This window comes from Micromonospora sp. URMC 107, from assembly GCF_051386315.1.
In the GTDB taxonomy this organism is placed as follows: domain Bacteria; phylum Actinomycetota; class Actinomycetes; order Mycobacteriales; family Micromonosporaceae; genus Micromonospora.
In genome coordinates this window covers 1-23,054 of record NZ_JBPQTK010000002.1, presented here as the reverse complement: position 1 = coordinate 23,054, position 23,054 = coordinate 1, and the positions used below count along the sequence as shown (strand labels likewise).

The 23,054-nt window shown below is 75.7% G+C and carries 19 protein-coding genes and 1 pseudogene; 10 read left to right on the top strand and 10 right to left on the bottom strand.

Annotated features, from left to right (window positions below):
* Positions 1-182: 182 nt before the first annotated feature.
* Positions 183-1,562 (top strand): AMP-binding protein, encoded by a 1,380-nt coding sequence (locus tag ACSNN9_RS00710; protein WP_436670674.1) that lies wholly within the window; start codon positions 183-185, stop codon positions 1,560-1,562.
* Positions 1,563-1,601: 39 nt separating this feature from the next.
* Here the strand turns inward: ACSNN9_RS00710 and ACSNN9_RS00705 are convergent, their stop codons facing one another.
* Positions 1,602-2,081, bottom strand: coding sequence for a cold-shock protein (locus tag ACSNN9_RS00705; protein ID WP_436670673.1), 480 nt, complete (start codon positions 2,079-2,081; stop codon positions 1,602-1,604).
* A gap of 174 nt (positions 2,082-2,255) precedes the next feature.
* On the opposite strand from ACSNN9_RS00705, the gene ACSNN9_RS00700 reads away from it, so the two are divergent.
* Complete coding sequence (locus ACSNN9_RS00700) at positions 2,256-2,918, top strand: 4'-phosphopantetheinyl transferase family protein (protein WP_436670672.1); 663 nt, start codon at positions 2,256-2,258, stop codon at positions 2,916-2,918.
* On the opposite strand, the gene ACSNN9_RS00695 is transcribed toward ACSNN9_RS00700, so the two are convergent.
* A complete protein-coding gene (locus ACSNN9_RS00695) occupies positions 2,915-4,324 on the bottom strand; it encodes an acyl-CoA synthetase (protein ID WP_436670671.1) in 1,410 nt (469 codons plus the stop codon). The two genes, ACSNN9_RS00700 and ACSNN9_RS00695, sit on opposite strands and share 4 nt — an antisense overlap.
* Positions 4,325-4,556: 232 nt before the next feature.
* On the opposite strand from ACSNN9_RS00695, the gene ACSNN9_RS00690 reads away from it, so the two are divergent.
* From ACSNN9_RS00690 to ACSNN9_RS00670, 5 genes are all read left to right on the top strand, one after another.
* Positions 4,557-5,240 carry an HAD-IA family hydrolase gene (locus tag ACSNN9_RS00690; protein ID WP_436670670.1) on the top strand — a complete coding sequence of 228 codons (684 nt, stop codon included), beginning with the start codon at positions 4,557-4,559 and terminating at the stop codon, positions 5,238-5,240.
* A 320-nt stretch (positions 5,241-5,560) separates the two neighbouring features.
* Positions 5,561-6,502: an ABC transporter ATP-binding protein gene (locus ACSNN9_RS00685; protein WP_357873364.1), complete on the top strand. Its 942-nt coding sequence runs from the start codon at positions 5,561-5,563 to the stop codon at positions 6,500-6,502.
* Positions 6,499-7,236: an ABC transporter permease gene (locus ACSNN9_RS00680; protein ID WP_357873362.1), complete on the top strand. Its 738-nt coding sequence runs from the start codon at positions 6,499-6,501 to the stop codon at positions 7,234-7,236. Before ACSNN9_RS00685 ends, ACSNN9_RS00680 begins: the two co-directional genes overlap by 4 nt.
* 252 nt (positions 7,237-7,488) lie before the next feature.
* The gene (locus ACSNN9_RS00675; RefSeq protein WP_357873360.1) at positions 7,489-7,734 is read left to right on the top strand and encodes a DUF5988 family protein; all 246 of its coding nucleotides are present in this window, start codon (positions 7,489-7,491) and stop codon (positions 7,732-7,734) included.
* Between the two features lie 21 nt (positions 7,735-7,755).
* The gene (locus ACSNN9_RS00670; RefSeq protein WP_436670669.1) at positions 7,756-8,136 is read left to right on the top strand and encodes a VOC family protein; all 381 of its coding nucleotides are present in this window, start codon (positions 7,756-7,758) and stop codon (positions 8,134-8,136) included.
* A gap of 156 nt (positions 8,137-8,292) precedes the next feature.
* Here ACSNN9_RS00670 and ACSNN9_RS00665 read toward each other — a convergent pair whose 3' ends face one another.
* The 7 genes from ACSNN9_RS00665 to ACSNN9_RS00635 form a co-directional block, all read right to left on the bottom strand.
* A complete protein-coding gene (locus ACSNN9_RS00665) occupies positions 8,293-10,017 on the bottom strand; it encodes a hypothetical protein (protein ID WP_436670668.1) in 1,725 nt (574 codons plus the stop codon).
* 6 nt (positions 10,018-10,023) lie between these two features.
* Positions 10,024-11,475 carry a VWA domain-containing protein gene (locus ACSNN9_RS00660; protein ID WP_436670667.1) on the bottom strand — a complete coding sequence of 484 codons (1,452 nt, stop codon included), beginning with the start codon at positions 11,473-11,475 and terminating at the stop codon, positions 10,024-10,026.
* Positions 11,476-11,510: 35 nt separating this feature from the next.
* Entirely contained in the window at positions 11,511-13,694 is a 2,184-nt protein-coding gene (locus ACSNN9_RS00655; protein WP_436670666.1) for a tetratricopeptide repeat protein, read from the bottom strand.
* The gene (locus tag ACSNN9_RS00650; RefSeq protein WP_436670665.1) at positions 13,691-14,560 is read right to left on the bottom strand and encodes a hypothetical protein; all 870 of its coding nucleotides are present in this window, start codon (positions 14,558-14,560) and stop codon (positions 13,691-13,693) included. Before ACSNN9_RS00650 ends, ACSNN9_RS00655 begins: the two co-directional genes overlap by 4 nt.
* Positions 14,561-14,574: 14 nt before the next feature.
* A complete protein-coding gene (locus ACSNN9_RS00645) occupies positions 14,575-15,483 on the bottom strand; it encodes a transporter substrate-binding domain-containing protein (protein ID WP_436670664.1) in 909 nt (302 codons plus the stop codon).
* Between the two features lie 173 nt (positions 15,484-15,656).
* Entirely contained in the window at positions 15,657-17,051 is a 1,395-nt protein-coding gene (locus ACSNN9_RS00640; protein WP_436670663.1) for a hypothetical protein, read from the bottom strand.
* A 246-nt stretch (positions 17,052-17,297) separates the two neighbouring features.
* Positions 17,298-18,536, bottom strand: a complete 1,239-nt coding sequence (locus ACSNN9_RS00635; RefSeq protein WP_436670662.1) for a PucR family transcriptional regulator — start codon at positions 18,534-18,536, stop codon at positions 17,298-17,300.
* Positions 18,537-18,620: 84 nt separating this feature from the next.
* On the opposite strand from ACSNN9_RS00635, the gene ACSNN9_RS00630 reads away from it, so the two are divergent.
* The 3 genes from ACSNN9_RS00630 to ACSNN9_RS00620 all read left to right on the top strand — a co-directional run bounded on the left by ACSNN9_RS00630 (position 18,621) and on the right by ACSNN9_RS00620 (position 22,299).
* Positions 18,621-19,712: a ferredoxin reductase gene (locus ACSNN9_RS00630; RefSeq protein WP_436670661.1), complete on the top strand. Its 1,092-nt coding sequence runs from the start codon at positions 18,621-18,623 to the stop codon at positions 19,710-19,712.
* Positions 19,713-19,726: 14 nt separating this feature from the next.
* Positions 19,727-20,869: a fatty acid desaturase family protein gene (locus tag ACSNN9_RS00625; RefSeq protein WP_436670660.1), complete on the top strand. Its 1,143-nt coding sequence runs from the start codon at positions 19,727-19,729 to the stop codon at positions 20,867-20,869.
* 257 nt (positions 20,870-21,126) lie between these two features.
* Positions 21,127-22,299: an alanine--tRNA ligase-related protein gene (locus ACSNN9_RS00620; RefSeq protein WP_436670659.1), complete on the top strand. Its 1,173-nt coding sequence runs from the start codon at positions 21,127-21,129 to the stop codon at positions 22,297-22,299.
* Between the two features lie 332 nt (positions 22,300-22,631).
* Here ACSNN9_RS00620 and ACSNN9_RS00615 read toward each other — a convergent pair.
* A pseudogene (locus ACSNN9_RS00615) lies at positions 22,632-23,054 on the bottom strand (pectate lyase); the annotation flags it as partial.

The following is a 23,054-nucleotide window of genomic DNA, read 5'->3' as shown; positions in this document are numbered from 1 at the left end:
GGGCGGGCAGCTAGGGGTTGTGCCGGGCCGATAGCCGGGCCTAATTTCGGGGCACCCGTTTCCAACGTCGGGATAGCCGGATATTGGGCCATGCGGGCCCATGACCTGAAGGGTTCTGTGGCCGTCGTGATGTCCCAGCTGCCGCCGCGACTCGTCGACGCCCTGCGCAGGGGATAGCACAGATGACACTGCTGCCGGCGCTGCGGGGATTTGGCGTGGACCGGGCCGATGCGGTCAGGGTGGCCGGTGACACGCTCTCCAGCGAGGCCCTGCTCGGCTGCGTCACCGCGGTGGCCGACCGGATCAGGGGCGCGGGCGCGGTAGCGGTCGACGGCACGCCGACCCTGGAGACGGTGGTCGGAATGCTCGGCGCCGTCCACGCGGGTGTCCCGCTCGTGCCGCTGCCCCCCGACGCCGACGAGTGCGAACGCGGCCGCATCCTGCGGCAGTCCGGGGCGACGGTGCTGCTCGGCCGGAACCCCTCCGGCACCCACCGGCTGCCCACCGTCCCGGTCGACCTGCGCCAGCGCTCCTCGACGCCGCACCCCGAGCCGGCGCCCGGCGCCGACGCGGTCATCCTCTACACGGGCGGCGCGGGCGGGCCGCCGCGCGGGGTGCGCATCTCGCGTCGCGCCATCGCCGCCGACCTCGACCTGCTCGCCGACGCGTGGCGGTGGAGCGAGGAGGACGTCGTGGTCCAGGGCGCGCCGCTGTTCCGGGCGTACGGCCTCGTCGTCGGCCTGCTCGGTGCGTTGCGGGTCGGCAGCCGCTTCGTCCACCTCGACCGGAACGCCGCCGCCGGACCGATCGGCACCATGTACCTGGCGGTGCCCGAACAGTGGTCCAGGATCGCGCTGGACGCCCGGTGGGCCCGGTCGCTGTCCGCGGCGCGGATGCTGGTCTCCGCGGACGCCCCACTGGCCCGCGCCGTGGCCGAACGGCTCCGGCTGCTCACCTCGCACGCACCGGTGCAGGCGTACGCCACCACCGAGACGCTCGTCGCGCTGACCGGGCGGGCCGACGACCGCACGGTCGCCGGTGCCGTCGGCACCCCCCTGCCCGGCGTGGAGACCCGGGTGCTGGACCGCGAAGCCCGGCCGGTGCCGGCCGACGGCGAATCGGTCGGCGAGCTGAGCATCTGCGGGCCGACGCTGTTCAGTGGCTACGTCGAGGGCGGGCGAAGCGTCGCCGCCGGTCGTTGGCACGCCACCGGGGACCTGGTCACCGTCGCCGAGGACGGCTCGTACCGGATCATCGGGCGGCGCGGACTCGACGTGCTGCACAGTCGGGGACGACGGATGCACGCCGGGCAGATCGAGGAGGCGCTGCTGAGTCACCCCGGCGTCCGGGACGCCGCCGTCGTCGGCACGCCGCACCACGCGCTCGGCGAGCAGGTCACCGCGTACGTCGTCGCCGAGGGGTTGACCGCGCAGGTGCTCATCGACCACGTGGGCCGGTACCTCTCGGCCGGTCAACGTCCCCGGCGGGTGCACTTCGTCGACGAACTGCCGCGCAGCGCGCTCGGCCGGATCAGGAAGTCCGAGCTGGTCGCCGCCGGTTGAACCGGCCGGGGCCGGTCCACCGACTCCCACGCCGCGCGGTCAGCCCTCCACCCAGCCGTGCCGCCGGGCCAGGTCCAGCATCCGGGCGCGAACCGCCACGATCTGCGCCCCCGTCAGGTCCGACACGGAGGTCACCAGCGCCTCGGTGGTCTCCGCGCAGAAGGCGCGCTCGGAGAGCACGTCGCAGAGGCCCTCGTCGTCCTCCGCGCCGCCCGCGGCCTGCCCGCCGTCCCGGCTGCGCCCGGCGGTGACCGTCGCGGCGGCCCGGGCCGCCGCGACGGGGCCGGACGCCCCGTTCCGCTCCGCTCCGGCGGCAGCGCCGACCACCCGCACCAGCACGGCCTTGGGGCCACGGTCGGTCTGCACCGCGTCGTACTCCACCGGGACACCGGGCGCCAACGCCCACTTGTCACCGTCCAGCATGTTCGCGTGCACGAACACGTCGTCGCTGCCGTCGTCCGGGGCGATGAACCCGTAGCCCCGCACCTCGTCGAACCGCACCACCTTGCCAGTGAGCATCCGCTTCCCGCATCCATCCGACCCAAGATCCGCGTGCCCCGCCCGTGGGATCGGGGCCCGCCCCCAGACTGGCAGCCGCCCGCGTGGCCCGGCACCCGTACCCGACCCCTATGGTGCAGGGTACCGGCGGCCCCGGGGCGGCGAGGGTCGCCACAGCGCCTAGCATCGGCGAACGTGATCGAGCAGATCCTGCCCTCCGCCGTGGCGGTGGCCGAGTCCTTCACCGACCCCACCGGCCTGACCCTGTTCCCCGAGGAAGAGGCGCTCGTGGCCCGGTCGGTGGAGAAGCGGCGCCGGGAGTTCACCACCGTGCGGCACTGTGCCCGCCTGGCCCTCGGCGAGCTGGGCCTCGCCCCGGCGCCGATCGTCTCCGGCGTGCGGGGCGCCCCGGTCTGGCCCGCCGGGGTGGTCGGCAGCATGACGCACTGCGAGGGTTACCGGGCGGCGGTCCTCGGCCGTACGACGGCGTTCGCCACCCTCGGGGTCGACGCCGAGCCGCACGCGCCGCTGCCCGACGGGGTGCTCGACGCGATCGCCCTGCCGGCGGAGCGCACGCGCACCGCCACGCTGAGCGCGGCCCACCCCGCTGTCTGCTGGGACCGCCTGCTGTTCAGCGCGAAGGAGTCGGTGTACAAGGCGTGGTTCCCGCTCACCGGCCGGTGGCTGGACTTCTCCGAGGCCGACATCGCGATCGATCCGGCCGGCACGTTCGAGGCCCGGCTGCTGGTGCCCGGCCCGGTCCTCGGCGGGGCGAGGGTGACGGCCTTCGCCGGCAGGTTCCTGGTCGACCGGGGACTGGTGGCCACCGCGATCAGCATCCCCGCCGTCCAGCCCTAGTCCGCGGTCAGCCTGGTCTTCTGCACCTTGCCGAGGGCGTTGCGGGGCAGCGCGTCGACCAGGCGTACCTCGCGTGGCCGCTTGTGCGCCGACAGGTGCCGGGCCACGAAGTCGATCAGTTCGGCCCCGTCCACCCCGTCGCCCACCACGTACGCGGTGACCTGCTGGCCGAGGTCGGGGTGCGGGGTACCCACCACGGCGGCCTCGCGCACCCCCGGGTGCGCCAGCAGGGCGTCCTCCACCTCGCCGGCGCCGATCCGGTAGCCGCCGCTCTTGATGAGGTCGGTGGAGGCCCGGCCGACGATGCGGTGCCAGCCGTCCGGGTCGACGGTGGCGACGTCCCCCGTGCGGAACCAGCCGTCCGGGGTGCGGCTCGCCGCGTCGGCGTCCGGACGGTTCAGGTAACCGTCGAAGAGGGTGGGGCCGTCGACCTGGAGCTCGCCCATCGCCGTCCCGTCGGCGGGGAGTGCCGCGCCGTTCTCGTCGACCAGCCGCGTACGCACCCCGGGCAGAGGCAGCCCGACGGTGCCCGGCCGACGCGGGCCGTCCGCCCGGGCGCTCACCGTGATCAGGGTCTCGGTCATCCCGTACCGCTCGACGGCCCGGTGACCGGTGAGGGCGACGAGGTCCGCGAAGACCGCCGCCGGCAGCGCCGCGCTGCCCGAGACGAGCAGCCGCGCCGGACGCAGTGCCCGTGCCGCGTCCGGGTCGGCGGCGATCCGGGACCACACGGTCGGCACGCCGAAGTACATCGAGCCCTTGGCGGCCGCGTACCGCTCGGGGCGCGGCCGGCCCACGTGGTGCAGCCGGCTGCCCAGCCGCAGCGGCCCGAGCACGCCGAGCACCAGTCCGTGCACGTGGAACAGCGGCAGGCCGTGCACCAGCAGGTCGTCCGGCGTCCACGCCCAGGCGTCGGCCAGCCCGTCCAGGCACGCGGCGACCGCCCGGCGGGAGATCACGGCGCCCTTCGGGGCGCCGGTGGTGCCGCTGGTGTAGAGGATGACCGCGGCACGGGCCGGGTCGGGCTCGGGGTGCACGGTGTCCGACCGCCGCGTCAGGTCGACCGGCACGACGGTGCGGCCCGCGCCGTCGGCGGTGCGGGGCGCGCCGGCCGGGGCCAGCAGCGCCGTCGCCCCCGAGTCGCGCAGGATGTGGTCGCGCTCCATCGGCCCGGCGTCCGGCGGGACCGGCACGACCGCCGCGCCGGCGGTCAGCGCGCCGACCACGCCGACCACCGTCTCCAGGGTCGCGGTGGCCTCGATCGCCACCCGGTCGACCCCGTGCAGCTCGTCGGCCACCGCCGCGGCCAGGCGACGCAGCTCCACCCAGGACACCGACCGGTCGTCGACCCGGATCGCGTCCGGACGCTCGTCGGCGCCCTGCGAGAGCCAGCTCAGCAGCGGCATGGTGCGACCCCTCTCCAGCGGCTCGGACCCGGGCCGACCCGGCCGGGCGCGCCGGCACCGGGCGACGGGCACCCGTGCCGCCGGTATGGTCGGTGGGGTGCCGGCGGGTCCCGGCAGGTGGGCGCGGTGCGCCGCGCCGGCGGGCCCGGGACGACGGTCCTGACCGTAGTCGGGGGTCCCCGGGGCCTGCCACCCCTACCGGCGGGCGTGGGCCGGGTCGGACGGGCGGGAGGTGGCCTCGGTGGACGCGGACGCGACGGCGTGGACGGCGGCACCCGACGGTGTCCGGGCGGTGGTGCTCGACCTCGACGGGGTGCTGGTCGACAGCCTCGCCGTGGCCAGGGAGGCGTTCGCCCTCGCGTACGCCGAGGTGGTCGGCGGCGGCGTGGCCCCGGTGGAGGAGTACTGCCGCCACCCGGGCCGGTACCTGCCGGAGGTGCTGGAGCTGATGGGCCTGCCGGCGGCGCTGGCCGGGCCGTTCGTCCGGGAGAGCAACCGCCTCGCGCACCGGGTCACCCCGGTCGACGGGGCGCCGGAGCTGCTCGGCACGCTGCGCCGGCGGGGGATCGGGCTGGCCGTCGCCACCGGCCGCAGCGGGGTCCGCGCCCGGGACCTGCTCGGCCGGCTCGACCTGCTGCCGCTCGTCGACCACGTGGTGGGCTCGGACGAGGTTCCGCGCCCGAAGCCGGCCCCCGACATCGTGCGGCGGGCGCTGCGCCTGCTCGGCGTCGGACCCCGGGAGGCGCTGATGGTCGGCGACGCGCCCAGCGACCTGGCCAGCGCGCGGGCGGCCGGGGTGGTGGCGGTGGCCGCGCTGTGGGGCGAGTCCGACGAGGAGACCCTGCGCGCCGCCGGCCCGGACGTCGTCCTGCGCCGGCTCGACGAACTGCTGTCGCTCTGCCCGGCCCGGCGGTGACCGGTTTCGGCCCGATGGTGGCCGGTCCCGGCCCGGCGGTGACCGCTGCGCGTCGACGGACACCTGCGGTGACCGGTCGGCACCCCTGCCCCTGAGCCGCGTTTCCGGCCGGCACCCCTGTCCCGGGTCGATTCCGGGTTCGCTACCCCCGATTCGTCAGCTGATCAGTTGATCGGCGTATCGGTTGGCCGGATGATGTCGGGCGTCGGTCGGCCTGGCTCCGGCCGGCACCGGCCCGTTCCCGTAAGCCGACGCCGCGATCAGCCGAGGGGTCCCGCCCTTCTCGACGGCAACCCGCACGTGAAGGAGGACCACCCCCCATGCCGGTCATCGAAGTCGATCATCTGCAGAAACGGTACGGCGAGAAGATCGCGGTCGACGACGTCTCCTTCACGGTGGAACAGGGCGAGATCTTCGGCGTGCTCGGCCCGAACGGGGCCGGCAAGACGACCACCGTCGAGTGCGTGCAGGGGCTGCGCCGCGCCGACGGCGGCACGATCCGGGTGCTCGGGCTCGACCCGATCCGCGACCGCACCGAGGTGCGGCAGCGCGTCGGCGCCCAGCTCCAGGAGAGCCAGCTGCCGGACAAGGTGCGGGTGTGGGAGGCGCTGGACCTGTACCGGTCCTTCTACCGCAACCGCGCCGACATCGACGAGCTGCTGACCGACCTCGGCCTGGCCGAGCAGCGCAACACCTACTTCCAGAAGCTGTCCGGCGGGCAGAAGCAGCGGTTGTCGGTGGCCCTGGCGCTGGTCGGCAGGCCGGAGGTCGCCATCCTCGACGAGCTGACCACCGGCCTCGACCCGCAGGGCCGCCGGGACACCTGGGACCTGGTCGAGCGGATCCGCGACCGGGGCGTCACCGTCGTGCTGGTCACCCACTTCATGGAGGAGGCGCAACGCCTCTGCGACCGGCTCGCGATCATCGACAAGGGGCGGGTGGTGGCCATCGACAGCCCCGCCGGCCTGCTCACCCGCGTCGGCAGCGAGCACCGGGTGTACTTCCGTCCCGCCCAGCCGGTCGAGGACGCCCTGCTGCTCGCGGCGCCCGACGTGACGGGGGTGTCCCGCCACGGCGACGAGGTGACGGTGACCGGCACGAAGGACGTGCTCCAGTCGGTCATGTCCGTGCTCAACGGGCGCGGGATCGACTACACGGCGCTCCGCGTCGAGCAGCCCACCCTCGACGACGCGTTCGTCTCCCTCACCGGCCGTTCGGGCCGGACCGCCGCGCAGTCCCCGACCGACGGGAGGTCGTCGTGAGCGCCCTGTCCAAGCTGATCGCCGTCGAGACGAAGCTGTTCCTCCGGGAGCCGGTGTCGTTGTTCTTCGTCTTCGCCCTGCCGATCGGCCTGATGCTCGTCTTCGGGTTGCCGCAGCGCGCCGGTACGGCCGCCGACACCGGGCAGCACGCCGAGCAGACCTTCCTGCCGTCCCTGGCGCTGGCCCTCACCATCGGCATGCTCGCGCTCTTCACCCTGCCGATGGCGCTCGGCATCTACCGGGAACGTCGCGTGCTGCGCCGCCTGGCGACCACCCCGGTGCAGCCCGGCCTCCTGCTGGTGGCCCAGGTGGTGGTCAACCTCGTGATGGGCGTCCTCGGCGCGGTGGTCACCGCGACCGCCGTACGGTTCCTGCTGGACCAGCCGGCACCGGCCAACGTCCCCGGGTTCGTGCTGGCCTTCCTGCTCGGGGTGGCGTGCCTCTTCGCCGTCGGCCTGCTGATCGCGGCGCTGGCGCCGTCCGCCAGGGCGGCGCAGTCGATCGGCCCCGCGCTGTTCTTCCCGCTGCTCTTCCTGGCCGGCGCCTGGTTGCCGCGCGACCGGATGCCGGCCGCCCTGGCCGCCATCGCCGAGTACTCGCCGCTGGGTGCCACGGTGGACACGCTCGGTGCGGCGTGGGCGGGCGCCAACCCCGAGCTGCCGCAGCTGATCGCCCTGGCCGTGACGGCCGTCGTCGGCTCCGTGGCGGCCACCCGGTTCTTCCGGTGGGAGTGACCCTCCCCACGTACGTGGTCGGTGCGGGGGGCGTCGTTGCTGCCCAGGGCCGTTCCTAGGGGTGCCCTAAGGGTGTCGGCCGGATGTGATCTGAATTACGTTCGGAGCAGAACGGGCGGCCGGTCACCGACAAGGGCGTTCGACCGCGCGGCGTCCGTTCACCCGGCAACGGGTGTCGTCAGGCCTGTGTGGACGCGTCCGCCGCCCCGCGGCGGCTCGTCCGAGGTGTGCGAATGCGACGGAGGTCGTGTCATGAAGGACGTTTCGCAAGCTGATCTGGTCACCCGGGACGCGGTCGGCGTCATCGACGTCGTCCTGGAGGGCGGCCCGGTCGATCTGCCGGCCGACCTGCGCAGCCGCCGGGTGGCGCAGGCGGAGGAGAAGATCAAGGTCCTGCACTACGGCGGGTACGAGCACTTCGAACGCGGCGCCACCCCGGGGGCGGTCGACCTCCCGGTGGTCTTCCGCTGGACCGGTCGGACCCGGATCGCCGAGTAGGGGAAGGGCGGCACCAGTCTCATGAGGGCACAGAACCACCGGCCGGGGCACTACCTGACGGTCAGCGACACGAACGAGGCCATCGCCTTCTACACGGACGTCTTCGACGCCGTCGCGATCGAACGGGAGTGCCTGCTCGACGGGCACGTCCTGCACGCGGAGCTGGCCGTCGGCGGCCACCGCCTGACCGTGAGCGAGTGGTACGAGGCGGGCGCGCCGTCGGCGGCCGAGGGCGGGGACGACGTGTTGACCATCGAGCGGACGGACCCCGAGTCGGTGCTGCGGCGGGCGGTGGCCGCCGGTGCCCGCGTCGAGACGCCGGCGGACCCGTCGCGTCGGGTGACGCTGCGCGATCCCGCCGGCCTGTGCTGGGCCGTCGTCGGCCCGCAGCGGGCGGCGTAGGCGAGCCTCGCGCCCACCGCTGCGTCGGATCACGTGGAAGGGCCCGCGCTCACCGAGCGCGGGCCCTTCGCCACGGTGTCGCCGCCCGGACCAGCCGAGTAGCCGCCGGCCCCCGCCGGTCGCCGGCGCCACCGCCCCTGACGCACCGCCCGCCGGTCAGCCCTCCGCCCGGACCCGGTGGGCGTTGCGGGTGCGTACGGCGAAGAAGAGCGCCGCCGCCCGGCGGACGTCTCCCGGCCGCCCCGGATCCGTGGCGATCTCGTGCAGCAGGTCCCGGTCGGCCCGGTCCGCCGCCAGCGTCGTCAACAGCGAGAAGCACTCCCGCGCGGCGTCCCGGCCGGCGGGGCCGCCCGGGCCGCCGGACCAGTGGGTGAGCAGCGCCGCCAGCACGTCCGCCCGGAACGACGGCGTGCCGGCCCCGGTCGTGCCCCGGCCGGCGAGCAGGTGACCGGCGGCGATCGCCCCGTCCGGCTCCGCCAGCCGGGCGCGCAGGAAGGCCGGCGTGACGGCGGCCCGGCTGATCGCCTGCAACGCGACGAACCGCGTCGAGCCGGTGTTCATCAGCGTCACCCACTCGTCCGGCCGCCAGTCGCGGGCGAGCGGCCCCGCCGCCAGGTACTCCACCAGGCTGGGCCAGACCGAGGCCAGCGCGTGCCGGTCGGCCCGGAAGAGGTCGGTGGCGAGCAGGATCCGCCGTACGTGCGCGGGCCAGTCGGGCAGCACCGCCGCCGGGGGAGCCGGGGCGTGCGCCGCCGACCAGTCGACGACCGCCGCCACCGGGTCGCCGCCGGCGACGGCGGCGGTCGCCGCCACCTCGACGAGGTCGGTGTGCCGGGTGTCGAGCCAGGCGGCGACGGACCCGCCGTCGGGCGGGCGGCGCCGCAGCGCCTCGCAGGCGGTGTCGAGGCTGGCGCGGCCCCCGCGCAGCAGGGCGCGGACGAACTCGTCGAGCAGGGCGGCCGGGCCGGGCCCCGTGGCCGCTTCCGCCTGCCCGCCCTCCCAGACCAGCGCCGCGACGGTGGCGGTGAGCGGATTGTGCACCGGCTCGGTGATGCGCTGCGCGTGGGTCCAGTCCAGGAACCGGCGGGCGGTGGCGCCGTCGGGGAACCAGCGGGCCGCCAGCAGTGCCACGTCCGCGTCGGTGAAGTGCGCCAGGTGGTACGCCGGGTAGCCGTCGCCCAGCACGGCCAGCTCGTCCTCCGCCAGGTGCCGCGTGGTCACCAGGACCCGCCAGGGCCTCGGCGTGCCGGCCGGGCCGGGGGAGCGGGCCAGCTCCGCGAGGCGGTTGAGGACGACGGCCCGCTCGTCCGGGTCGGCGACGGCGTCGAGCGCGTCGACGCAGACCAGCCACCGCCGGCCGGGGGCGGGGACCTGCTCGACGTCGAGCGGGGCGCCCTCGCCCGGGTACGCCTCGGCGAGCGCGGCGGGCAGCGGCTGGTGCACCAGGGCGGCGGCCGGCAGGCTCACCAGCACCGGCCCGGGCGGGGAGCGCCGGCGCCGGCCGCGCCCGGCGAGCCACCGCCGCGCCGACCGGGCGCTCTCGTAGCGTACGAGCGCCGTCTTCCCGCTGCCCGGCTCCCCGATCAGCAGCACGTTGCCGGCGCCGGTGAGCAGGTCCGCCACGTCGACGCCGTCGCCGGACGGGGCGAGTCGCGGCACCGCGCGGCGCGGCACGTACACCTCCGACAGCGGCTTGACGTAGCCCCCGAAGCGGCGCGGATGGACGATGCCGGCATCCGCCTCCCGCTGCCAGACGGGGCGCAGCGAGGTCCACCAGCCGCGCCGGCCCCGGGTGTGACGGCGGACGGCGACGACCGCGGTGGCGAGGGCCAACGTGCCGCTGACGACGCTGGCGACCTTGTCCGAGACGTCCAGGTCCATCGGCGGTCAGGACCGGTCGGCGCCGGGCCGGTCCGCCGACAGGTGGTGGGCCCCGCACCCCTCGCAGTACGCGCCGCCCTGCTCCTCGCCGCAGTGCCGCCACGGCGCGGTCGGCCCGGCCGGCGCGGCCCGCTGTGCCGGCGGCTCCTGCGGACCCCACCGGGAGGTGTGGTGGGCCACGACCAGGGAGGACTGCGTGAGCCGCGCGTCGACGTCGGGCTTGAGGCGGACCCGGCCGCCGGCGGCGTCCAGGACGTCCACGACGCGGGCGAGCAGGGCGACGTCGTCGTCGCGGCCCGTGGCGTGGGCGAGCGCCACGGCGTGCCCGAGGTGCTCCTCCGCCTCGGCGACCCGCCCCGCCCGGGCGGCCGCCAGCCCTCGCTGGACCGCCGCCGCGTAGTCCTGCTGGCGGGTGTAGTACGCGACGCTCTCGTTGATCTCCGAGTACCGCAGGGCGTCCTCGGTCCACTCCACGGTGAGCGGCGCCTCGACCGGCGCGGCGTCCGCCCCGGCGTGCACGCTCAGCCAGCCGATGCGCCGCCGCGCCCCGGGCGCCATCGCGTCGACCTCCAGGGCGACGTGGTAGTCCCGCTGGTCGTGCGGGCTCCACGCGCCGACCGGGTAGTCGGTGGCCAGCTCGCCGGCCGGCTCGCCGCGCCCGCTCAGGTCGGCCAGCGCCGGGTGCACCTGCTTGACGAAGCGGACCCGGGCCAGGCCGGTGGTGCGCACCCGGAGCCGGACGTCGGGGACCCGCCGGGACATCGCGCGGGCCAGCACCGCCCGGAACTCGTCGGCGAGCCCGGTGAGGTCCTCGACCGGTACGACGGGGTTGGCGCCCAACGCCTCCGCGATGCCGAGCAGCTCCGCCGCGTCCCAGTCGTGCACGCCGTCGGAGGAACCGATGGCGCGGCAGTCGACGGTGAACCGGCCCACGCAGTCGTCCACCGCCGCCCGCAGGTCGGCGGGGCGCTGGGACTCGTTGCGCCCGTCGGTGAGCAGGATGACGTGCCCGATCGCGTCCGGTCGCGTGGCCAGCAGCTGGCGGGCCAGCAGCAGCCAGGTGCCGATGGCCGTGCCGCCGTGCGGCGTCACGTGCCGCAGGGCGTTGCGGGCGGCGGCGCGGGTGGTCTCGTCGGCGACCGCGAGGCGCCGCTCGCCCGGGTAGACCATCGTGGCGTGGGCGGTGCCGGACACGACCGCGAACGCGACCCCGTCGGGCAGCGCGTCGATGGCCGCGGCGGTGGCCAGGCGGGCGGCGCGCATCTTGGCCTGGGGCGCCCCCATCGAGCCCGACGAGTCGAGCAGGATCACCTCCGCGAGGTCGTCGTGCCGGACGTCCGCGTGGGCCGGTTCCTCGCCCCGGACGGTGGCGACCACGTCGAGGACCGCCCCGTCGGCGGAGACGCACTCGGTGTGGTGCACGCGCAGCCGCAGCGGCAGATCGTTGGCGGGGGACACGGGTGACCTCTTTCCGTCGGGGCCGGCGGCCGGGATCACCACCACGTCACCGGCCGGTACGCGTTGGCCAGTTCGACGAGCGCGATCCGCTCGCGCCGGTCGGCGGTGCGCCGGGCGCGGGACCGGCACCGGCGCTCGAACGCGCGGCGCAGGGCGTCCTCGTCGAGCCGGTGACCGAACAGCCGCCGGCCGTCGTGGCGCCCCTCGGCCAGATCGCAGTCGAGCGCGATCCGCAGGATGTGCGCCTCCACCTCCTCGCGTTCGCCGAACGGGGGCAGCTTGTCGACGATCGCGGCGGCGTCGAGCGCCGCGTCGAGCCGGTGCCCGTCGTCCGGCGCGTCGAGCAGGATCCGCACCGCGCAGGTCACCGCCACCGTCGAGGCGCGGGAGGACTCCGGCACCCTCAGCAGGGCGTCCGCCGCGCTGCGCGCGTCGGCCGTCGCCAGCAGGCAGCGGGCCAGCCCGAACGCCGCGCCCACCACGCCCGGGTCGGCGTCCCACACCCCCCGGTAGTGGTCGGCCGCCGTGCGCGGGTCGCCGTCGAGTTCGCAGGCCACCGCGTACGCCAGCCGCGTGGACACCTCGCCGGGCAGCCAGCCGTAGACCTGTTCGAAGTGGCGTCGGGCGGTGGCGGCGTCCCGGGCCACCAGGGCCACCAGGGCGCGGTGCCACCACAGCGACCAGTCCCGCAGCTCCTCGGGGAAGTCGGCGAGCAGCGGGCCCGCCTCGTCCACCCGCCCGGCGGCGAGGTGGGCCCGGACGGCGCGGTAGGTCACCTGCGCGGTGCGCTGCGGAGCGGTCCGCAGCAGCTCGATGAGCTCGGCGGGGTCGGCGGGGCCGAGTGAGGCGAGGAACCCGGCGGCCGGGTCGGCGCCGTCGACCAGGGGCACGGGCAGGCCGAGCATGATCTCCACGACGTCGAGGGCGTCGCGGTCGGTGTGCAGGGCGAAGGCGCACGCGGACGGGCTGAACAGGGTGGAGCGGGTCGGCCGGGGCACGCCGTCGGTCGCCGAGCCGACCTGCCGTCGTACCCCTCGGACCTGTTCGCGCATCTCGGCCGCGGAGGCGAACCGGTCCTCCGGCTCGGTGGCGGTGGCGCGGGCGAGCAGCCGCAGGAACGGGTCGAGCCGCGCGGGCACGGGCAGCCGCAGCACGTCCTGCCCCGGCGGGATCCGGGTCACCTCGGTGGAGCGGGGCACCAGGGTCAGCGCGGCGAGGGTCCGGCCGACGGTGTAGAGGTCCGACCGCACGCTCGGACCGGCGGGCCCGAGCCGCTCCACCTCCGGCGCGGTGTAGCCCACGGTGCCCCACGCCGGGCTCACCGTGTTGTCGATCCGGCGGGCCGCGCCGAAGTCGACCAGCTTGATGGGATCGTTGGTGCCCTGGCCGCCGACCCGCATCACGTTCTCCGGCTTCAGGTCGCAGTACAGCCAGCCCTGGTCGTGCAGGTACTCGAAGGCGTCGAGGATCTGCACGGCGTACCCCAGCGCCTGCGCCACGTCCACGGCGCAGGACCCGCCGCCCGGGCCGGCCGCGCTGCGGGCCTCCTCCAGCGTGCCGCCGTTGACGTACTCCATCACCAGGTAACCGGCGTCCCGGTCGGACTCGGGCCGCAGGGCGTGGGTGATGGTGACGATCCGCGGGTGGTTCAGCGCGATCAGCGCCTGCCGTTCGGCGACGAACGCCGCGATGGCCTCCCGGTCCTCCGGGTTGCGCTGCCCCTTCAGCACCCGCCAGGCGCCGTCCATGTCCTCGTCCCGGGCGAGGAACACCCAGCCGACCCCGCCGTTGCCCAGGCAGCCCTCGATCCGGTAGCGCCCGGCGCGCAGGTCGCCGTCGGCCAGGGGCGGGGTGAAGGAGTACCGGGTGCCGCAGTCCGGGCAGAACCCGGCGACCCGGGGCAGCCGAGGGCCGCGGTGGCGGTGGCACCTCGTGTTGCCGCAGTAGCGGGAGTGTTCGGGAACGACCGGCTGCGACACCACCGCCGTCAGGGGATCGTGCGGCCGGGCGGTCGGCAGCACGGCCGGTCGCTCCCACGGCCGGGACGTCGTCCGCAGCGGCCGCGGGTCGGGGTCCGCAGCCCGGGCCGGTCCGGCAGCCGCGTCCGGCCCGGCGCCCGCGCCGACCCCGACGCACTCGTGCCCCCACAGCCGGCAGAACCCGTCCTGGTCGACGGTGCCGGGGCAGTTGCGTTCCGCGCAGCCGCGGCTCGCCGTCATCGCGTACCCCCGTTCACGGCCTGCTGGTAGGCCCGCACCGCCCGGCTCGCGGCGGTCACGGCGAAGGCGTCGGGGCGCAGCGCGGCCAGCGCCTCCCGGTAGGCCCGCTCGACCGCCGGGTGCTCGGCCCGGCCCTCGTCGGCGGCCTTCTGCCGGTACGCCTCCAGCCGCCCGGTCAGCTCCACGTGGCAGCTTCGGCGCAGCCGGCGTCGCGCGGTGTCGGTCCGCTCGACCGCCCGGTCCACGGCGGCCCCCAGGGACCCGTCGTCGCGTGCCGGCCCGACGTCGCCGCGCCACCACTGCCCACGGCCCGCCGCCTCGGCGGCGGCGAGCCGGTCCAGCAGCCCGTCGACCGCGAGCGCCGCCAGCGGATCCGTCCCGTCGCCCAGCCCTTCGCCGACGGCCTCCGCCGCGAGCCGCCGGAGCCGCTCGACCGAGGAACGCAGCCGCTGCGCCCGGACCGCCAGCCGGTCCCGCCCGTACGCCTCCACGATCCGGCGGATCCGGGCCACGTGCTCGCGGGCCGCGACCAGGATCTCCTGGACGCTCATCGCCTCCACGTGCACCGGTTCGCCGGTGGCCGCGGTGAACCGGACCTGGCACGGGTCGGCCAGCAGCCGGGCCAGGGCCTCCTCGCCCGCGCCCGTCGACTCCTCGATGCCGTCGAGGTCGTCGACCAGCCGGTCGAGGGCCAGCGACAGGCAGCCGAGGCGGTGCAGCAGGTCCCGGGCCTCCCGCGCGGGCGCGGCGGCCGGGCCGTCGGGCTGCCGGAAGGCGTCCGTGACGAGCTGCTGCACGTCGAGCAGGTGCTCGCAGACCCAGGTGTGCGCGGCCCGGGTGGCGTCGAGGCGTTCCCGCACGGCCATTCACCCACCGCCCATCAGTCGGCCGGCCGGGGGGTGGCCGGCGCGGGGTCGGGGGGCGGCCACACGGTCGTGACCGGTCCCGGTGACGGCATGCCCCGGTCCCGGTGCCCGGCGAGCCACCGGTCGTGGGCCTGCTGCCACACCGTCGCGGTACGCGGCTGCGCCAGCACGTGGTTGACGAACGCGACCAGCTCCCGGCCGTCGGTCAGGCGGAACGCGAAGGCGTGCGGCTCGTCGGTGAACCAGGTGCAGTTCTCGTCCCGGTGGTGGTCGCAGGAGCGCCGCTCCGGCCGGGGCGCCTCGGTCACCAGCGTCGTGTCCGGGGCCATCCGGGCGAAGCCCAGCAGGATGTTGTCGTCGGTGCTGACCCCGTCGACCTGGCCCTGACGCAGCATGACCAGGCAGTCGATCGGGTGGGGGGCGTGCACCGGGACCGGCCGCAGGCCTCCCGTGGTGCGGTAGCCGGCGATCATCGCCAGCGAGGTGGTGTTGGCGGCGGCGCAGACCCGCCGGCCGCCGAGCTGCTCCATGCCCGCGTACTCGGGCGTGCCGTCGGGGCGTCTGCGGACCAGCACCGTCTGCCCGGAGTCGAGGTAGTCGTTGGAGAACAGCACCCGCCGGGCCCGCTCGCAGGACGCCGTCAGCGAGGTGGCGACGACGTCGATCTCGCCGTTCTCCAGCATGGTGAAGGCGCCCTGGCCGGGCGGCACCGCCTTGAAGGTGAGCCGGCCGCGTGGGTCGTCGGCGGGCCAGAGGGCTCGGGCCACCGCCAGCATCAGCTCGATGTTGAAGCCCTCGAACCGCTGGGTGCGGGCGTCCCAGTGGCTCATCGTGGCGTCCGACGGGTCCACGCCCGCGACCAGTTCGCCCCGGTCGAGGATCCGGCGTGGGGGCGTCGGGTCGGGTGGGAGGCTGCGGCGCACGGGGCAGACCCCGCCGGTCGCGTCGGTGGTCGGCGCCGTCGCCACCCCCGGTGGCCGCGCCGGGGGTGCGGGAGCGGGTGGCGCGGGCGCGGCGCACCCGCCCAGGCCCGCCAGGAGCGCGGCGAGCGCGGCGGCCCGCCGTCGGGTCCGCGTCGAGGCACGCCGGGGTGCGGTCACTGGTAGTCCAGGTAACGCTGGCGCAGCCCGGCGACCACGCCGGCGGCGGCGAGCAGGGTGACCCAGGCGGCCGCGCCACCCAGGTGGCGGCGCGCCTCGGGCAGGTCGGCGACCATCCGGGAGACCTCCTCGTTGCGGGTGGTCAGTTCGGTCAGCAGGTGCCCCTCGGCGGCGACGAAGGCCCGGCCCGCCGACCCCTCGGCGAGCACGGTGTCCACCGCGCCGCGGAAGGCGTTCGGCGTCTTGCTCTGCCGGGCCGGCCAGACCGTCTCCTCCAGGGCGGTGCAGTCGATCCGGTCCCCGGGCGGCGCCGGCCCCGCGGCCGGGGCGAGGCAGAGGTCCCGGCCGTCGAAGTCGGCCTTGTGCCCGGCCGGGTCGACGCTCGCGCCGAGCCCCAGGTAGACGTCGGCCCGGCCGGCGAGCAGGGCGCCGAGCCGCTGTTGGGTGGCGCTCTGCGCGTCGACCGCCCGCTCCAGTTTTGGGAACCGCCGGTCGGCATCCGGCCAGTGCGACCACGACGAGACCAGCATGGCCAGGACGGCCGCGGTGCCCACCGAGGCCAGCAGCAGCCCCGCGTTCAGCCGCCGCCGGGTCCGCCGGCGCAGCCACACCTGCACGACCACCAGGGCGGCGAGGGTGCCCAGCGGCACCAGGACGGACGCGGCCAGCCAGGGCCGGGCGTCGGCGCGGGCGTCGAGCAGCAGCCTGGTGTCGTAGTTCCACAGGCCCTGGGCCGCGGTGAGCAGCTCGGTGGACATGTAGTGCGACGCCTCCCGGGCGTAGGCCGAGGCGAGCACCGCGCGGGCCGCCGGGCTGCCCGTCGCGGTCTGCTCCGCCGCCCCCGCCGGCGGGCATGGCTGCCGGTTCCCGGTGGCCGCCGCCGGGAGCGGACCGGCCACCCGCAGGGCGGCGCACACCACGTCGCGGTAGACCTTCAGCCGGGCGGCGATCGTCGCGAGCCGGGTGAGGCGGTCCGGGTCGCCGGCGGCGTTGCCCATCGAGTCGGTCAGCGTGCGCTCGACCTCGTGGACGGACGCGTCGTAGGCGGCCACCAGCGACGCCCGCCGGTCCTCGGCCGGCGGGAGCAGGAAGACGGCGCTGGCGGCGACGTCCGCGTCGGCGAGACCCTGGTAGATCTCCCGGGCGGTCGTGCTGGTGGCCACGGCGGTCGCCGCGGAGCGCTCGCCCAGCGTGGTGGCCGACGTGCGGGACTGCACGGCGACGGCGGCGGTGGCGGCCAGCGCGGCCACCAGCACGGCGCCGCTGAGCACGATCAGCGCCGGGGTCGTCCGGAGCGCGTCGCGGAGCCGGTTGGTGTGACCGGGGCGCGCCGGCCTGGTGGCCGGAGCCGGCCGGTCGGCCCCGGGCTCGTCCCCCGTGTGCGACGCCATGCCCGTCCTTCCGCTCGCCGGGCCCGTCCGGCGGCCCCCTGGCGGAAGGCGTCGCGGTACCGGAGGCGGCCCCGTCGCCCCGCCGGGCGACCCGCCGGTGGCCTGCGGCGGAGGCCGGTGGCCGGGCGGATGATCGCGGGCGGGGGAGGACCAGGGTGGCACTTCCCGTGCACGGCCGGCACCCGTATGTCCGGTATCTGACCTCGGCGGGTCACCGTCCGACCACGGTGGGGAGGGCTGGTCCGGTCAGGGCGGCGGGTCGTCGGCCCCGCCCCGGGGCGGGAAGGCCAGGGCGAGGGTGAGGTCGAGGACGGTCGCCGGGTCGGTCAGGCGCTCCCCGTACAACTCGCGGAGCTTGCCCATCCGGTAGCGGACGGTCTGCGCGTGCACGTAGAGGTCGGCGGCGACGTCGTCGCGCCGGCCCTGGTGCAGCAGCCAGGAGCGCAGGGTCTCGGCGAGCCGGTCGGCGGTGCCGGGCGGCAGTGACGCGAGCGGCGCCAGGACCCGGGCGCGCAGGTCGGCGAGCCCTTCTGGATCGGTGCTCAGCACCAGCTCGGCGAGGTGCTCCTCGGTGTCGAGCGCCGGCCCGTCGTCGGCCGGGCGGAGGCCGAGGGACAGGGCCCGGACGGCGCGCTGGTAGGAGGAGGCGACCCGGGTCCAGGGTCGGGCGGGGCCGAGCACGGCGCGGCGTCCGTGCAGCACCCGGGCGAGCTGCCGGCGCCGTTCGCCGTGCGTGTCGGGCACCAGCAGCACCGCCAGGTCCTCGCCCGCGCCGCCCGCCGGCGGGTCGTCGCCGCTCTCCAGGGTGTGCGGGTGCAGCCGCGCGAGGGCGGCCCGGAGGTTGGCCCGGGGCAGCAGGACGACGGTGAGGGTCTGCGGTGGCGGCCAGTCGGCCCGCTCCGCGCTGCGCAGCAGCGCCTCCTCGGGCTCCCCGGCGAGCAGCCGCTGGGTGAGCCGCTCCAGGTTGCGTCGCCGGGCCCGCCCGGCGCTGGCCAGTTCGTCGGCGTGGCCGGCCACGCTGGCGGCGGAGAGCTCGTCGATGTACGCGAACATCAGTTCCGCGAACTCGGCGACGGTGCCGGCGGACGACCCGCCCTGCACGGTGGTGGTGGACATCTCCCGCCAGGAGACCCGGGCGCCGACGCGGTACGCGGCGAGCAGGGCGTCCATGCTCCGCCCGGAGCGCGCCTCGCCGCTGCCGAGGGCGTACGCGGCCTCCAGCGCGCCGACGAGCGGGGTGCTCGGGTCGCTGCCCTCGGAGCGCCCGATGAGCTGGAGGAACGTGCCGAGCGCGATCTGCACCGCCGTCTCGATCTTCTCGCGCATCTGGCCGGTCAGGGTGCCGGAGTAGCTGGGCACCTCGGCGGTGATGGCGGTGACGGTGCGCTCGGCGAGCAGGGGCAGCCGGTCGTGCAGCGCGCCGGCCACCCGGGCGTCCAGCTCGAGGCGGGCCGCGCGCCGCGTGGCCTCCGAGCGTTCGGACACGTTTGTTCCCTCCGCACAAAAAGGCTCGTTCGGTTCACCTTCGCAGGTCAAGATTTTATGCCATTCTGCCGCGACGATCGAATCATGACCACCACCGTCCCGAACCCCTCCGGGAAGGCGGCCCTGCGGGGCCGGATCCTTCGGCTGGCCGCGTCGGTCACCACCCCGCTGCTGCCCGACGACTACCTCGACATGGTCGCCCCGCTACGCTCCGGCGCCGACCTGCGCGGCCGGATCCTCGCCGTACGCCCCGAGACGGCCGACGCGGCGACGCTGGTGATCCGGCCCGGCCGCGACTGGCGCGGGCACACCCCCGGGCAGTACGTCCGCCTCGGCGTCGACGTCGACGGCGTACGCCAGTGGCGGGCCTACTCCGTCACCTCGCCCCCGGCCCGCCGGGGCGGGCCGATCTCGGTCACCGTGAAGGCGATCCCCGACGGCGTCGTCAGCAACCACCTCGTGCGCCGGACCCGTCCCGGCACGCTGGTCCGGCTCGACCAGGCGCAGGGCGACTTCGTGCTGCCGGCCCGGCCGCCGGCCCGGGTGCTCTTCGTGACCGCGGGCAGCGGCGTCACCCCGGTGATGGGGATGCTGCGCGCCGACGTGCTGGCCGGCGCCGACGTCGTCATGGTGCACTCGGCGCCCACCCCCGCCGACGTGATCTTCGGCGCCGAGCTGCGGGACCTCGCCGCGCGGGGCGTGCTCCGGCTGGTGGAGCGGCACACCGGGACCGACGGGCTGCTCACCGTGGACGACCTCGACCGCCTCGTGCCCGACCACCTCGACCGGGAGACCTGGGCCTGCGGCCCGATCGGCCTGCTCGACGCCCTCGAGGAGCACTGGACGGCCCAGGGGCGCGGCGACCGGCTGCACACCGAGCGGTTCCGGCCGACCGTGATCTCGCCCGGGGAGGGCGGCACCGTCACCTTCGCCCGCTCGGGCGTCACGGTCGACGCCGACGGCGCCACCCCGCTGCTCGACGCCGGCGAGAACGCCGGGGTGCTGATGCCCTCGGGCTGCCGGATGGGCATCTGCTTCGGCTGCGTCCTGCCGCTGCGCCAGGGCGCGGTTCGGGACCTGCGAAACGGGGAACTGACCACGGCGGTGCCCGGCGACGGCGTCCGCATCCAGACGTGCGTGTCGGCCGCGGCCGGCCCCTGCGACATCGACCACTGACCGGAGTACCTGACGTGACCGTGATCCAGAACAAGCCCGTCAACCCGATCGCCCACCTCAGCGCCGAGGACATCGAGATCATCGGCAAGGAACTCGACGCGATCCGCGACCGGGTGGTCGCCGACCGGGGCGAGCGGGACGCCGCGTACATCCGCCGGGTCATCTCCACGCAGCGCAAGCTGGAACTGGGCAGCCGGGTCGTGCTGCTGTTCTCCCTCTTCCCGCCCGCCTGGATCGTGGGCACGGCCGGCCTGACCGTGGCCAAGATCCTGGAGAACATGGAGGTCGGCCACAACGTCCTGCACGGCCAGTGGGACTGGATGCGCGACCCGAAGATCCACTCCACCACCTGGGAGTGGGACCACGTCTCGCCCGCCGACCAGTGGAAGCACTCGCACAACGAGCTGCACCACACGTACACGAACGTGCTCGGCAAGGACAACGACCTCGGCTACGGCATCATGCGGGTCGACGAGGACCAGCGGTGGCACCCGTTCCACCTCGGCCAGCCGCTGTGGAACTTCATCAACGCCTGCTTCTTCGAGTACGGCATCGCCGCGTACGACCTGGAGCTGGGGCGCAACCTGCGCAGGGGGCGGCACAAGGACCCGGAGTTCCGGGCCCGCGCCCGGGCGGTGGGCCGCAAGATCCGCCGGCAGGTGCTCAAGGACTACGTGCTGCACCCGCTGCTCTCCGGGCCCTCGTTCCTGCACACGCTGGCCGCCACCTTCACCGCCAACCTCCTGCGCAACCTGTGGAGCCACTCGGTGATCATGTGCGGGCACTTCCCGGAGGGCGTGGAGACCTTCTCCCGGCGCTCGATCGAGGGCGAGACCCGTGGCGAGTGGTACCTGCGGCAGATGCTCGGCTCGGCCAACATCAGCGGCAGCCGGCTGATGCACATCATGACCGGCAACCTGTCGTTCCAGATCGAGCACCACCTCTTCCCGGACCTGCCCAGCAACCGCTACCAGGAGATCGCCCCCGAGGTGCGGGCCCTGTTCGACCGCTACGGGCTGAAGTACACCACCGGCTCCCTGCCCCGGCAGGTCCTCTCCGCCTGGAAGAAGGTCGTCCGGCTGTCGCTGCCGAACCGGAAGGCGCCCCGCCGGGTCGACGACCGCCCCGCGCCGGCCCTCGCCGCGTCCGGGGTCTGACCCGCCGCCGCGCCGCCGCCCGCCGCGAAACGCGCTGGGCGGCGGCGCGGCGTCCACGTACAGTCGGGGCATGGAGATCAGGCGCCCCTTCGCCGCCGCGGCCGCGCGAGCTTCGCGCTCGTCGGTCGCCGCCGCCTGACCTCACCAACTCCCGCCGGCGACCGGAAACGGTCCGCCGGCTTCTTCGTACCCGTCGGCCCGCCCGGTCGCCGGCGGCGGACCCCTTTCCGGTCGTCACACCCGGAAAGGCCACCGCCATGACGTACGACCCGATCAGCCGCACCTTCCTCGACTTCTTCCGCGAGCGCGGCCACGAACTCGTGCCCGACGGCTCCCTGATCCCACCGCCGGGGGACCCGGTGCTCTTCACCACCTCGGGGATGCACCCCCTGACCCCCTACCTGGAGGGTCGGCCCCACCCGTCGGGCCGGCGGCTGGTGAACGTGCAGCGCTGCCTGCGCACCACCGACCTGGACGAGGTGGGCGACTCCACCCACCTGACCCTGTTCCGGATGCTGGGCTCCTGGTCGCTCGGCGACTACGACCTGCCCACCAGCCTCCGGTGGGGCTACGAGCTGCTGCGCGACGGCTTCGGCGTGCCGCACGACCGGATGCACGTGACGGTCTTCGGCGGCGACGACCGGGTCGGCCCGGACGAGCCGTCGCTGCGCACCTGGGGCGAGCTGGGCCTGCCGGTGGAGCTGACCGGGGAGGAGAACTGGTGGTCCAACGGCCCGACCGGGCCCTGCGGGCCCGACACCGAGATCTTCGTCTGGACCGGCGACGACCCGCCCCACGGCACCCCCGGCACCGACGAGCGGTGGATGGAGGTCTGGAACCACGTGGGGATGCGCTACCACCGCCACCCCGACGGTCGACTGTCGCCGCTGCGGCAGCCCAACGTGGACACCGGGATGGGCCTCGAACGGCTGGAGATGGTGCTGCGCGGGCACCGCTCGGTCCACGAGGGCGAGGGCCTCGTGCCGTGGACGCGCGGCGTGCGCGACGTGTGGGGCCTGCGGGACGGCTCCCTGCGCCTGGTCGGCGACCACCTGCGCACAAGCGTGGTGGTGGTCGGCGACGGCGTACGACCCTCGAACACCGGCCGCGGCTACGTGCTGCGCCGGCTGTTGCGCCGGGTCCTCACGACGCTGTGGCGCGACGACGCGTCCAGGACCCTGCCGGATCTGCCGACCGGGCCGGTGCGGCACGCCCTCGACGGGTTCCGGCAGAGCGTCACCGTCGACGAGGTGCGGGACGTGTTCACCGGCGAGGAGCGGCGCTTCCGGGAGCTGCTGCGGCGCGGGCGGCCGGTGGTCTCCCGCCGCCGGTCCCGCGGGCCGCTGACCGACGCGGACTACCGGGACCTGCACAACACCCACGGGCTGCCGCGCGACCTCGTCGACAGCCTGCTCGCCGAGGCGGGCTGACCTCGTCGCACCCACGAGCGAAAGCCGCCGGGAGGTACGCGCCGGTCCTCGACGGGATCGATTCGACCGTCCCGGCGGACGCCACGGGTCGCCGTCGGCCGCGCCGCTCGCGCCGCTGCGGGCCGTCTCCCGCCCGTGGGGTGGGTCTCGCGCCGTGCGGGCAGGTCTCCCGCCGGTGCGCGGGCTGGAAAACGGGCCGGGGGCGAGGGCGTCGTGTCCGACGCCCCCGCCCCCGCGCCCGTCCCGGGTGGGAGACGGGCCCGCGGCACCGCGCGGGTTGTCGCTGCCGCCCGGGGCCGCGCTCCGCCGTCCCGGGCGGACGGCCGATCGTGCTATGCGGCGTAGGTCTCGAACTCGGCGACCTTCGGCGCGCCCGCCGAGCTGGTGATCCTGAAGGTGATCTTGGTCAGGGACGTCGCGGGGAAGCTGATGACGCCCGCCCCGCTGCCGGAGGCCAGGACGGCGCCGGTGGCGTGGTTGACGAGCTGCCAGGACCCGATGCTGCCCTGGGTGCCCGACGGCTCACGGATGACGACCCGGGACACCGTGGTGGCGGAGCCCCACTTGATCGAGATCTCCCCGGTCGCGCCGACCGGCGACCAGTAGGTGCTCAGGCTGCCGTCGCGCACGTTGCCGTAGCTGGTGTCGCCGTCCTTGCTGGAGCCGTCGGAGCCGGCCCCGATGCTGAGGTTCGTCCCGCCGGGCTGGGTCGGGCCCGGCGTGGGGGTGGTCGGCGCCGGCGTGGGGGTGGTGGG

Excerpts from the sequence above, each read along its gene's own strand:
- ACSNN9_RS00675 (WP_357873360.1), top strand. The coding sequence starts at position 7,489 with ATGAAGGACGTTTCGCAAGCTGATCTGGTCACCCGGGACGCGGTCGGC.
- ACSNN9_RS00695 (WP_436670671.1), bottom strand. The coding sequence starts at position 4,324 with ATGCCGCTGCTGAGCTGGCTCTCGCAGGGCGCCGACGAGCGTCCGGAC.
- ACSNN9_RS00705 (WP_436670673.1), bottom strand. The coding sequence starts at position 2,081 with ATGCTCACTGGCAAGGTGGTGCGGTTCGACGAGGTGCGGGGCTACGGG.
- ACSNN9_RS00630 (WP_436670661.1), top strand. The coding sequence starts at position 18,621 with ATGACCACCACCGTCCCGAACCCCTCCGGGAAGGCGGCCCTGCGGGGC.
- ACSNN9_RS00655 (WP_436670666.1), bottom strand. The coding sequence starts at position 13,694 with ATGACGGCGAGCCGCGGCTGCGCGGAACGCAACTGCCCCGGCACCGTC.
- ACSNN9_RS00665 (WP_436670668.1), bottom strand. The coding sequence starts at position 10,017 with ATGGACCTGGACGTCTCGGACAAGGTCGCCAGCGTCGTCAGCGGCACG.
- ACSNN9_RS00640 (WP_436670663.1), bottom strand. The coding sequence starts at position 17,051 with ATGGCGTCGCACACGGGGGACGAGCCCGGGGCCGACCGGCCGGCTCCG.
- ACSNN9_RS00685 (WP_357873364.1), top strand. The coding sequence starts at position 5,561 with ATGCCGGTCATCGAAGTCGATCATCTGCAGAAACGGTACGGCGAGAAG.
- ACSNN9_RS00710 (WP_436670674.1), top strand. The coding sequence starts at position 183 with ATGACACTGCTGCCGGCGCTGCGGGGATTTGGCGTGGACCGGGCCGAT.
- ACSNN9_RS00670 (WP_436670669.1), top strand. The coding sequence starts at position 7,756 with ATGAGGGCACAGAACCACCGGCCGGGGCACTACCTGACGGTCAGCGAC.
- ACSNN9_RS00620 (WP_436670659.1), top strand. The coding sequence starts at position 21,127 with ATGACGTACGACCCGATCAGCCGCACCTTCCTCGACTTCTTCCGCGAG.
- ACSNN9_RS00650 (WP_436670665.1), bottom strand. The coding sequence starts at position 14,560 with ATGGCCGTGCGGGAACGCCTCGACGCCACCCGGGCCGCGCACACCTGG.